This is a genomic window from Paenibacillus sp. 481, from assembly GCF_021223605.1.
In the GTDB taxonomy this organism is placed as follows: domain Bacteria; phylum Bacillota; class Bacilli; order Paenibacillales; family Paenibacillaceae; genus Paenibacillus_B.
This window is the reverse complement of record NZ_CP075175.1, coordinates 5,150,207-5,162,011: the sequence shown is the minus strand read 5'-3', so window position 1 is coordinate 5,162,011 and position 11,805 is coordinate 5,150,207. Positions and strand designations below refer to the sequence as shown.

The window sequence follows — 11,805 nt, the reverse complement described above, 5'->3', positions numbered from 1 at the left end:
GCGTATCTGGAGTCATATTGGTTGGCCGGAGCCACAATCGCGGAATTCTATGAAAATAGTAATTTGCTTCTACCCGAATTTTGGAGAGATTCAAGACATCAAATACTACCTAGGATATTTAGACCACATAAATGGACTATTATGCATGAATGGATATTTTATGTATTCAACTTTCATCACTGGTATGCGGATAGACACTTTGATCAAAGAGATGTTTTTAGTATAGAGTCGACGATCGTGGAGGATGCGGGGTTTCTATTATCAGAACATCCAGACTTTGAATTGTTGAATGAATGTAATTTCTGTGGTGAATGTGCAGAGTGCTCTAAATATCTAGAAATTAATGAAGAGATTAGATATGCTTGGGATGATTCTGTGCTCGCTCTTGTACACACAGTCTTTCATCTGTTTATGAGTAATAAAAAGTTTCTAAGGGATTTCAATGAATACATATCAGGATGTATCGAATCAGACATTGATTTATTGATAGAAAATCCTGAACATTTTGTTAATGGGAAAATTCGTAGAGTCTCTTGGCCCAAATGGCTTGAGAGAGCTATAATTTATCGTGATAAGGGCGTGTGCTCCATTTGTAGAAAAGACGTTTCAGGGACAATTAATCTAGAAAATAAGTACGCAATAGATCACATTGTACCAATTTCAAATTATGGAAATAATGACCCCACAAATTTACAATTACTGTGCTGGACGTGCAACGGAATAAAAAGTAATAAAACTAGTGAAACAAATAATATAGATATTCCCTTATGGAATGTTGAATCTGATATGCTAATTTAGCACACACACTAATTGGAACGGCAATTTCAGAATTGCTATGCCAGTGGCAAGAGTAAGGACTTCGTATTAAGCAAGGATCAGCTTTGTGTTAGAAGGGTCGTACGTTATGTTATCTCTGCAAAAATCCAAATCATTTAACTCCGGGGAATGTGCACTGCCAAGGTTCGGTCAAATCAAAACGGGCTCCCGAATGGGGATGTATAGTTACAAACCTAATTGGCGCGATGATGCATCAGGCGCTGGTCATGTCGTTACTTTTCAAGAGATGTATGCATTCAATCGGAAAGCTTTAGACCTTCTAATTGCTTGGAGTGATCACAATGAGAATACGCTTGGTGATCTTGTTAAATATATACAAAACATACCGGAAGAAGATCGAATTAACGTTTGGAATTTAGTCGATCAATAGTTTGCATATGCAGATGAACTCTCTAAAGCAAAGTTGCGTGAACGTATTCGCCAGTTTTGCCTTACCTGCCGTAGAGAACACCGAAAAATCAATGAATTATCTCGTGACTGTGCTGGTGAAGCTTATGAAAAGCTTCGTCCTCAGAATCCAGTTATTCGTCACGCTTGGCAATTTGCTAATCAATGGGTGGAAGATTCGCTATATGAGATCGAAGAAGATATCGATTATCAATTACTTATGAATAGAATAAATGATAAGCGTATAGAAGCCATGCATGAGATATGGACTGAGCTTGGCTTCGAAGGAGTGAAAAAGTTAATCACCAGTAGTAATGAAGCAGAGATTGTTGGTAATTATGTTTCATCTTGTCTACCTGAAGTAATAGATAAAATTAATTTCATTTATCAATGTCTTACTGTTGATGAGCACCTTCTGGGTGAGACTAATCGATGTTTACAAGGTTTTGTTTTAACTATTAAAGATGAGTCTCGCACTGAAGTACTGCGCGCGACGGCCAATATGTTGTCTACCGACGAGCAAATACGGCTTTTTCTATGTGCACCATTCCAAGTTCCCACTTGGCGGCTTTTGAGTGAATATAGCGAGAATCATAGATCAGAATACTGGAAGAACGTAGTACCTACATGGGAGCTTCGTAATCCTGATGAACTAGCCGAAATAGTTGATAATCTCTTAAAAGTTCGACGTCCTCGTGCAGCTTTCCATGCTGTGCGAAGGAGTTTTCATGAACTTGAAACATCCCGTCTTAAACAGTTACTATACGAAGTTGCAACAGTAGATTCAGAATCAACATCTTATTGGGGACTTGAAAGCTACTATATTTCAAAAGCACTGAATTCGCTTGATGGTCGCACTGATGTTAGTTTAGAGGAAATGGCTCGACTTAAATTTTTCTTTATTCATGTAATCGATCTCGATGATAACGAGCACGGGATCCGGAATCTTGAATCTCTAGTAGCTAAGTCACCAACTTTATTTGCTCAAATGGTTGCCACTGTATATAAACGAAATGATGACGGAGAGGATCCTACAGAATTAAAGTTTCTAAATCAAGTACAACAAACTTCATTAAAGTCTGCAGCATATCGTCTTTTAGATCACATTTCAATTATCCCTGGGACAAATAATAACGGAAAAATTGATATAGTAACACTCACCGATTGGCTCATTGAAACAAGACATTTATGCCAAAAATACGGGCGCAGTGTAATAGGGGATCAATGTTTAGGTCAACTTTGGCTAGGGCTCCTCTCGATAAAAATGGTTTGTGGCCTTGCAGAGAAGTTTGTGAAGTAATGGATAGAATAGCATCCCCAGAAATTGCAAAAGGATTTACAAAAAAAGGGGTATAACTCCCGTGGTACTCATTCGCGAGGAGAAGGCGGAGAACAAGAGCGTGAACTTGCAAAAAAATATCGCGCTTGGGCCAAGGTATTACACTTTGAGTATCCTTATACGGGTTCTGTTCTTGAAGAAACTTCTAGTTACTATGATAGAGATGCTCAGCGGGAAGATTCTAGAGCGAGTATTAAAAAGAGACTTTGGGATTAAGAAGCTTCAGACGGGGACGCTACAATTCGATTGAAGTACCAATATGGAAACTGCACAATATAAAAAATCAACATCCTACTGGTCTACAAGAATCTTAGCGCAACAATGCACTATTTAAAATGACCAGGCTATCAAAATAAAACGGTCATTGTATCTGCAGAAGAAATTACAGTTCTGGATTTTATAGAAAGAGAGGAAATAGCATTCATGAGCATTGGTGAACGAGACTATATGAAACTAACTAAAAATGAATTGAAAATTTGGGGGGAATTAAAGGATCAGGAAATTGTACATGGGCTGGGAGAATTTAAAGTGCGCAAGAGCTTATTTAGAGAATACCCGAAAGCAGTTCGGCATCATATTAGTCTGTTCCCTAATCATTACATGGATATAGTAGACTTGAAAAATGAAGTAGAACTTAACGAACTATCTAATAGGTACCATGAAATGCTAGATAGTCCGGGAACTCCGGAGCGTACTGTATTAAACTGGATACGTAAAAATAAAGCATATTTTATAATCGCCTCTATATTGAGGAATTACAACTTCGGACATCATGATGCATACATCTTTCCAGAGCTCAAGTTAGGAACAACACTCCAAATTGACTTCTTAATCATTGGTAAAAATTCAAGTGGTTACGAATTTTTATTTGTTGAGCTTGAGGCACGATACGGTAAAATAACAATGGCTGATGGGCAACTAGGCGATGCATTTAGGAAGGGGATTAAACAAGTAAGGGATTGGGATGATTGGCTCGAAACATACTTTACAGCCTTCCATGAAACGTTACTAAAGTACAAAAACCCAGAACAACAACTTCCGATAGAGTTTATGAAGCCTGACAGGACACGATTGCATTATGCTGTTGTCGCAGGGCGTCGGGAAGATTTTAATGAACAAACATATCGTATTAAGCGACGAATGATGAGTGAACAAAAGATTGAGCTGCTTCATTATGATAACCTCTATGACACGGCTAAATCTCTTATAGGAGAACGAACATATTAATAAATTAAATAAATATTACATCGAAAAGGTAAATACCATTTGAAATAGGTAGGAAGGGGGATTGTGACCAAAATTATAAAAACACTATCCTATGGTTAGTGTTTTTATCCCCTTGAGCTGTAAGGATAGAAAGGTTACACAATTTTTTTTGTAAAATTTCTTTTAAGGTGGAGAGACATGAAAAATTCAATGAAGATAGCCGCACTTATTTAATTTGGAATTATTGGTGTTTATATTGTTTGTATCTTGTTCCTATATTTGGGGTTTGATGAATGGGATAAGACGGGAACCTATGGAAATTCTTTCGCAATAATAAATACGCTATTTTCAGGACTTGCTTTATCAGGTGTTATATACACGTTCATGCTTCAAGCAAAAACATTAGAATTACAGAGGCAGGATCATGAGTTAAGTATTCGACCATTAATAGCACTAGAAGTTTATAAAGATGAGGAAAAGCATTTTATATTTAGAGCCACGAATGTTGGTAATGGAACTGCATTATATGTGGATTTGATGCCTTTATGTTAAGTGATTGCTTCTTCACAACTGATACTATAGTTAGTCTAAGAGCTGGTGAAACAAAAGAATTTAATTTATCTATTTACGATAAAAGCATGTTTCGTTTCGAAGGTAATTGGAGAGATATTTTATTATATATAATCGAAGAAGCGGAGAAAGCAAATACAGCACAGAACGCGATTGTAATTAATTTAAGAGTTAGCTATTATAATATCTTAAACACAGCACATAGTCAAAAATTCATCTATAGCATCGTATCTGACCAAATAACTATGTATAAGCGCAATGATTAACATTAACCTCATGTTAGTGTTTTTTTGCATTCTCCAGTACATTCAAAAACTTTATTTTCACCCAACAGTCGATTAATGACGTTCAAGGCGATGCACGATGGCACTCTTTGACCAACCCCACCGGTGTAAGGTCTCTAGTTGTCATTGTTTCAATTATACTAAGATCGGAGTAGCTCATGCTGGGTTCTCGTATAGAAATGGTATGTTGTGAAAACTTCCATTCTACACGAATCCATTCATGGGCATCTTTGTTTTTAGCTACAGCACATCATATTGAAATCCGTCAAGTCAAAAAGTCCACAAATTTTTTGTCATTTTTAGGTTTCGTTAATTACCGTCTGCAATTAAAATAGGTAGTAAGCCTGAGTAAAAATTCCCCATATGGAAAATTGAACTCGACAAATTTCGTTTACCCAAAATGTATTTCAGAGGAGGATTAATTATGAATATTAATGCTGCATCCCCTCGGGGTAACGATCGAATTTTCTTCGGTAATGAGGAAGTCGTAATTCTAAAAACTTATGATCTATTTCAATTGGCGAAAGTTAAATATAACTCGTCTTCCTCGATATTTATGGTGGACATTTCAGCCTTACAATACCAACCTGATTCAAGCAGTTCGATTTCCATTTCAATATTGGGCGAGGTGCCTTAATGTTAGATTTTATTGATAGCTACTTAACTGGTGACGCATGGGAAGAACTGTGCAAATCATGTTTCAGAATGAAGTATCATGAGGAACATTTTACTGATATCCCAGCAGTTCATGGTGGAGATGGTGGGATTGAGGGGTTTACTCGAACTGGAAGGGTTTATCAATGCTATTGTCCAGAACGGGAGTATTCAGATGATGAATTATATAATCATCTAAGAGACAAAATGACAAAGGATATTAATAAATTAGTCTCTTTGCAATATGCAAAGCGCTTAAAAGATCTAGGAGTACTGAATATTAAGGAGTGGCACTTTGTTATTCCGAAATATAAAGATTCACGGATAGTGGCACATGCGGAGACGAAAAGGAAAGAAGTACTTGCTATGAAGAAAAACAACCCAAAAGATTATGATTATATTGATGACGGTTTTGCTATCTTAATTAAGACAGCTGAAGACTTCAAGGTTGAAATTACTCGGATTATTAGAACTACAATCACAGATGTTAAGCTGAATTTTGCGATATATCATGTGAACAAACCTGATTGGTCCAAATGTGATTCGGAAAAGGCAGCAAACATTAAAAGAAAAGTAAAGGCTGTAATGGGAGAAGTTGATGAATCGGATGAAGATTTTAATGACCTCGTGAGTATGTATATTGAAGCGTACATTAAAGGACTAGAGATTCTTAGAGTTCTTCGTGAAGGATATCCGGAAGTTTTCGAAGATATACATATGCTAGAGCAGTCTTATAAGAAACAAGTAAAAATGACAACTAGACTGAATTTAGACAGTTCAATGAATTCAAATGTGTTCAACGACATTCTTAATGATTTTCAGAAAACGCTTGAGCAGCAATTTAAATATCTCAATGCAGCTTCAATCATGGAATTAAAGTTGGACCTAATAAGCGGCTGGTTAGCTGACTGCTCCATGCAATTCAAAGGTAGGTGAGAATGTGGACAAAAGTTATGTACTCTCTGAAGAGATTATTTTTGATGCTAAGCCTGATGCTGTTCCATTTAATTACCGTATTAGCTATAAGCTAGCTAAGCTTAGTCTTATTTTGGAATTAAACGCACGCGGTGGATGTTCATTAATGAAATTGCAAATGGTATCAACTGCTTTGAGTACGACGAGCGATAGGGGAAAGCTGTGGGACTTTGTAAATAATAGCTCAAATAACTATTCCGTAGTAAGGTTTGATCCTGCGGTAAACCGTGCAATAAAATACGCAATTGCTGAAGGGTTGTTCAATCAACAGAAGAATGGTTTGTTTCGCCTTACAAAGAAGGGAAAGGAATTCACTAAAGTAATTATGAAGGATTCAAGCCTTTTGAGTTCTGAAAAGAAATATTTATTTTTGCTGTCCAATAAACTAACAGAAGAAAGAATAAAAGAGCTCACAACATTCTGGAGGTACACCAATGTTGAAGATAAATAGATTAAGAATTGAAATAAAGACAAAAGAAAAGATTTTTGGTTTTGACGAAAGGTTCTATTCTGGACTAAATCTTATTGCTAGCGATGATAATACTCGTGGTAAAAGTTCGATCATTGCAATGATTTATTATTGCTTAGGATTTGAGGAGATTATTGGTGGGCGTGGTGAAAAAGTACTAACTGCAGCTTTTAAATCAGTTATAGAAGAAGATGAGAATGTCTGGCCAGTACTTGAATCGGGGGCATATTTGGAGATCTTTAATGGTATAGAAGTTATTACTATTTTCAGAGCAGCTAAAATAGAAAATAGGGATAACAGATTGATTAGTGTATACTACTCAGACATGGAGAATATTCACCGCCAGGATACACTGTTGGATGATATGTATGTTCATATGCCTAACGCTGCTACCAATAAAAAGGGTTTCCATAACTTTTTAGAAACATTCTTACATATTGAATTACCTATGGTACCTGCTTCAGATGAAGCCATTAGAAAATTGTACCTCCAGCTAATATTCTCAGGGATGTTTATTGAACAAAAGCATGGTTGGGCGAATATTCTTTCTGGGATGCCGATACTTGGAATAAAAGAGTCTAAGAAACGCGTAATAGAATTCATTTTAGACTTGGATACTCTAGATAATGATAGAAAAAAAGATCAACTACGAGCTGAAGAAGATCATATTAAAAAAAGTTGGACCACAGTAGTAAGAGAAATAATCCTTTTAGTTGAAAGGGAGTCCTGTACAATCACTGGGCTACCACCTTCCCCAAAAATATTAACTGATGTAGATTATTCAAAAATAATAATTCAAAAGAATAACGACCACATTGGTGAATACATCAATGACTTAACCAAAGATTACGAGGATTTAAATGCTTTAAAACCTAAAATTATTGATAACTTTGACGAGCTTCAAATTGAACTTAGCGAGACTGAGAAGACAATACGTGAATATGAATGGGATATAGTTAAACTTAGTGATCTTTTAGATAAAGAACACATTAGTATCAGACGATTAGAAAATAATCTCGAGATAATTGAGACAGACATTAGTAATAATAAGGATGCTGCTCGTCTCCGGGATCTTGGATCAGAGATAGACCTCTATACATCGAAAGATTTATGCCCAACTTGCCATCAAGAAATCGCAGATACATTACTTCCGCTTCCGAATGACATGCCCATTATGAATATAGACGATAACATAAGGCATCTAAATGCTCAGAGGGACATGCTTAAGTTTGCAAAGTTAAGTCATGGAAGTAATTTAGATAAAATTCAAAACAGCATTAATCATATGGAAGAGAGTTTATATAAACTGCGGAGTTTGGCTAAATCATTAAGGAGTGATCTATACCAGACTAATGATAGTCTCTCAGAGGCGATTGTCTACAAACGTTTAAGTATCGAATCCGAGATAAATAATCTAAAAAGATTAATTGATTTCTATTCAAATCATAAAGTTACCTTTGAAAAATTATCAGAGAGATGGAAGGATTATCTAGAGAAGAAAGCCGCATTACCCGAGAATAAATATTCTGAAAAAGATAAAGTTAAATTAAAGCATTTACAAGAATGCTTAGTAGATAACTTAAAAAAGTTCGGATATAGAAGTATTAAGAATTTAAATCAGGTAGAGATTTCAAAAGAAAATTATTTGCCGGCAATAGAAGGATTTGATATGAAATTTGATTCATCGGCAAGTGATAACATTCGAGCGATTTGGGCTTTTACTCTGTCTCTATTGCAGACATCATTGATGGATTCAGGAAATCATCCAGGTACATTAATTTTTGATGAACCAGCACAACACAGTATCATCGTAAGTGACATGAAAGAGTTCTTCAATAGTATCGTAAATAATTTAAGTAACAGTCAAGTAATTATAGGGATCACAGTTAAGGATAGCGATACTCGAAAAGTAGTTAATGAACTCCCAGAAGGAAAGTACAATTTGATTATGGTACCAAATAAAGCATTCCAAAAAATCGACAAAAGTCTATAAAGTAATTGTTGTCCCTGCACAAGTTGGCCCTTCTTAATATGCTTGGTGTATGCGGCTATATCCCATACAAGATGGGGCCAGCCGTGGCGGCTGTTCAAGTGGTAGCCGCGGATTTGTTGAGCTGGATCGCGGCCGCCTTCTGCATGGAGCTACAGAGGCAGTTAAAGCGGGGATTAGCGGCCGGTTATGTCGATCTGGAGGAAAACTCCCAACACCTGAAGGGACGGCTTATGGTGACGAAGCACCTGCAGTATAATGCAACTGATAAGTCACGGGCTTATTGCAGTTTCAATGAAAGGACTCCTGCGATCCCTTTAAATTTTGTTTTTTTAAAACCTTGGTAATCCTTAAGCGGAAGGTGTTGGATCCTTCAATCCGGAAAAAGTTGCTGCACCTATGCGGGTGTTTTGAGGAATTGGACGGTCCAGGGGATGTGAAAGAGTTGCTCAATCAGGTGCATTTTGACCGACAAACCTCCAGATTTGAACCAGCCTTCCGGTTAGCAAAATTGATTCTATCCCACATGTTGGTACTACACAGGGGAGCGAAAGAGGAATGTTTTTCCTTCTTGTTCGAAGTGCATTCGCTCTATGAGATGTATGTCGGCCGTGTCCTACAGCAGATGACATTAGGAAGAGAAGCGGTAATTCGGATTCAGCATAAAGAGGTTAAGCTACTCAGAAATAAGGACTCTGGTCTGGATAATATTCAGCTGATCCCCGATATTGTCTTGGGAGAGCGGCAAGTGAATGGGGAATTTGTCTGGACTTTAATAATGGATACGAAATGGAAGGATATTACCAAGTATCAGCAGGGTGATATCTATCAGATGTACGCCTACGTGACGGGATGCCCAGATGCTAGAAGAGCCGTTTTACTGTACCCTGCAATGGATGGAGCGGCTTCCGGCCGGAATTGGACCTTGGCAGCCAACTCAAGGAAGCGAATTTGTGTACGGATGGTACGAATTACACATTGGTTAGAGACCCAAGAGGACTTACGAGGGATCATAGCTGAATCTGGATGGGACGGAAAATAAATTTAAGGGAAGAAATGAGAATTGGATCATTTGGAGTTATTAAGCTAACGACAGTTTACGATAATGGAATCTCTTAATTAAATTCAGCTTAATCCAATGTTCTACCTGATGTATTGAGATTTGCGGTGACACAACGCTTCCTCGCGCTTTACCGGCGGCTTTCAAACGTACTGTCCAGACATCACTAGTAATATGAAACAAGTGGACGCATTCGCTGACGACACAGTACTCATCGAGGGCACGCGGGACTGACCCCAATAATGGAAACAGCGGTAGCCATGAACGAGAAAAAAAAGTCATAGACTGCCGCTATTTAATTAAACTATCATACCTCGTTAGAATAACAAATACTTTCGATATATATCGTCAGCATTGATCAAGAAGTCTGCGCACTATTCCCGTTATTGTCTTATGCTATTATATAGTTGTATCTTATCCTAGCAACGGGGGTTACTATGTATGAATAGTCAGGATGAATTGATCCAATATCTTCAGAAAAGATTACAGGATGGGCAAACGACTATTAATGAACTATGTAAAGCAGCATACGAGTTGCATAAGCAACTTCACAGGAAAAAGAATAGTCCTCCAATAAAATCAAAGAATTCGGTAATCGGTATATTGGATGAGCATGGAGCAATTAAATCTGATTGTGAGCTACTACCAGAGTATTATAAAGAGAAAAAAAGAATTGAATTTTTATTACTCTGGGTCACTCAAGTTTTACCTATTCTCCAGTTGTTAAGAGGCGTTGGAAAGCTGCCGTTATTCCGAAACTCAAGGGTTGAAAAAGAAGCCGATTATGAAACCTATGTCACCAATAAGCTAAAATCCTATATGGATGTATTAAGCTCTCTGAAGACGGGTATGTTTCTTTCAGAAGATGATATAAAAACAACTGGAGATAATTGTAACGACTTATTAGCTGCGATAGGTAGATATCTTGAAGGTTTTCCCGAGGCAGCATTTAATAAGCTGAAATGTTGCACGGAACGCATCGAAGGATTAAACCTCAATCCGTTGACCAATAGATCGAACGAGCCAGGTCTGAAGCTGTTTAAAATGAGGTTGGGTAGTTCCAATCGTACGTATTCTTCAAAAGATATGTTTCATATTCCATTTGAGGAAAGGGGGTTAGTAAAAACCAATCGCTATAGCATCCCTGGTCTTCCTTGTGTTTATTTAGGTTCTACACCGTTGACCTGTTGGGAGGAAATGGGGAAGCCTGATCTCAACACAACGCATACATCTTTATTCTTGCCTATGGAAACACTTAGTTTCTTCGATATTTCTATACCTCCAACAGCGATGGCGGATCACCTTACATATCATGTTGAGCGATCTTACGGAGTAAAGGATTTGACCGAAGTGTATGATATGGTGCGAACGTACTTGATTCTTTGGCCATTGATCGCTTGTTGTTCCATCCAAGTAATGAATCCAAACGATACATTCAAGCCGGAATATATTGTATCCCAGCTTCTGCTTCAATGGGTACAACAGTCGGGCAAATATGATGGTGTACGCTACTTTTCAACCAAAATCGACAACTATACACACTTGAACTTCCAAATGTATAGAAATTTTGCTTTTCCTGTGAAAGAGAGAAAAAACAAGGGGCATTGTGACAAGTTGTATGCAAAATTTATTCATATTACCAACGCTGCTCCGTGGCAAGTGTTTCAGTTGCATAAAGGTCGCGGAGAAACAGCAATGAGTGAGCAGGGGACAGAGTTGGAATTCATGCCTGGAATATCGTTTAGATATAATTTATCGGATTTTGGCAGGCTCGAGACATTTCTGTTGAGTGTAATGGAAGCTGAGATGCGAAAGGGGTAAAGAAGTGCCGATAGTCGTCAATGAGCCGATTATGTTATTAAAGCGCCTATTTTCCAGTCGCTTTAGGTTGTATCCAAAGCTGGAGCACCTAAAGGAGGTAAGCCGATTTCTTATGAATAATGGCAAACAACTCAGAAAACATACTGGGCTAGTAGTAGCACGTGATCCTGTTTCTATCTATCTGGTCCGACGCTGCATCTATGCATTGCAACG

The 11,805-nt window shown here is 37.5% G+C and carries 13 protein-coding genes; all 13 read left to right on the top strand.

What is annotated here, in order from left to right; translation table 11 throughout:
• Window positions 1-21 precede the first annotated feature (21 nt).
• The 13 genes from KIK04_RS22305 (at window position 22) to KIK04_RS22250 (ending at window position 11,592) form a co-directional block, all read left to right on the top strand.
• The gene (locus tag KIK04_RS22305) at window positions 22-798 is read left to right on the top strand and encodes an HNH endonuclease (RefSeq protein WP_232275900.1); all 777 of its coding nucleotides are present in this window, start codon (window positions 22-24) and stop codon (window positions 796-798) included.
• 106 nt (window positions 799-904) lie between these two features.
• Window positions 905-1,207, top strand: a complete 303-nt coding sequence (locus KIK04_RS22300; RefSeq protein WP_232275898.1) for a hypothetical protein — start codon at window positions 905-907, stop codon at window positions 1,205-1,207.
• A 33-nt stretch (window positions 1,208-1,240) separates the two neighbouring features.
• Window positions 1,241-2,524, top strand: a complete 1,284-nt coding sequence (locus KIK04_RS22295) for a hypothetical protein (RefSeq protein WP_232275896.1) — start codon at window positions 1,241-1,243, stop codon at window positions 2,522-2,524.
• A gap of 24 nt (window positions 2,525-2,548) precedes the next feature.
• A complete protein-coding gene (locus KIK04_RS22290) occupies window positions 2,549-2,779 on the top strand; it encodes a hypothetical protein (RefSeq protein WP_232275894.1) in 231 nt (76 codons plus the stop codon).
• A 207-nt stretch (window positions 2,780-2,986) separates the two neighbouring features.
• Window positions 2,987-3,790: a Shedu anti-phage system protein SduA domain-containing protein gene (locus KIK04_RS22285; RefSeq protein ID WP_232275893.1), complete on the top strand. Its 804-nt coding sequence runs from the start codon at window positions 2,987-2,989 to the stop codon at window positions 3,788-3,790.
• 258 nt (window positions 3,791-4,048) lie between these two features.
• A complete protein-coding gene (locus KIK04_RS22280) occupies window positions 4,049-4,321 on the top strand; it encodes a hypothetical protein (RefSeq protein ID WP_232275891.1) in 273 nt (90 codons plus the stop codon).
• 726 nt (window positions 4,322-5,047) lie between these two features.
• Window positions 5,048-5,260 carry a hypothetical protein gene (locus tag KIK04_RS22275; RefSeq protein WP_232275889.1) on the top strand — a complete coding sequence of 71 codons (213 nt, stop codon included), beginning with the start codon at window positions 5,048-5,050 and terminating at the stop codon, window positions 5,258-5,260.
• Window positions 5,260-6,213: a hypothetical protein gene (locus tag KIK04_RS22270; protein WP_232275888.1), complete on the top strand. Its 954-nt coding sequence runs from the start codon at window positions 5,260-5,262 to the stop codon at window positions 6,211-6,213. The genes KIK04_RS22275 and KIK04_RS22270 overlap by 1 nt, the downstream gene beginning before the upstream one ends.
• 4 nt (window positions 6,214-6,217) lie before the next feature.
• Window positions 6,218-6,703 (top strand): hypothetical protein, encoded by a 486-nt coding sequence (locus tag KIK04_RS22265; RefSeq protein ID WP_232275887.1) that lies wholly within the window; start codon window positions 6,218-6,220, stop codon window positions 6,701-6,703.
• Window positions 6,687-8,714 carry a hypothetical protein gene (locus tag KIK04_RS22260; protein ID WP_232275885.1) on the top strand — a complete coding sequence of 676 codons (2,028 nt, stop codon included), beginning with the start codon at window positions 6,687-6,689 and terminating at the stop codon, window positions 8,712-8,714. Before KIK04_RS22265 ends, KIK04_RS22260 begins: the two co-directional genes overlap by 17 nt.
• 38 nt (window positions 8,715-8,752) lie before the next feature.
• A complete protein-coding gene (locus KIK04_RS24280) occupies window positions 8,753-9,058 on the top strand; it encodes a 5-methylcytosine restriction system specificity protein McrC (protein ID WP_442951194.1) in 306 nt (101 codons plus the stop codon).
• Entirely contained in the window at window positions 9,052-9,753 is a 702-nt protein-coding gene (locus KIK04_RS22255) for a 5-methylcytosine restriction system specificity protein McrC (protein ID WP_269670974.1), read from the top strand. Before KIK04_RS24280 ends, KIK04_RS22255 begins: the two co-directional genes overlap by 7 nt.
• 459 nt (window positions 9,754-10,212) lie before the next feature.
• Window positions 10,213-11,592 (top strand): hypothetical protein, encoded by a 1,380-nt coding sequence (locus KIK04_RS22250; RefSeq protein ID WP_232275884.1) that lies wholly within the window; start codon window positions 10,213-10,215, stop codon window positions 11,590-11,592.
• The last annotated feature ends 213 nt before the right edge of the window (window positions 11,593-11,805 follow it).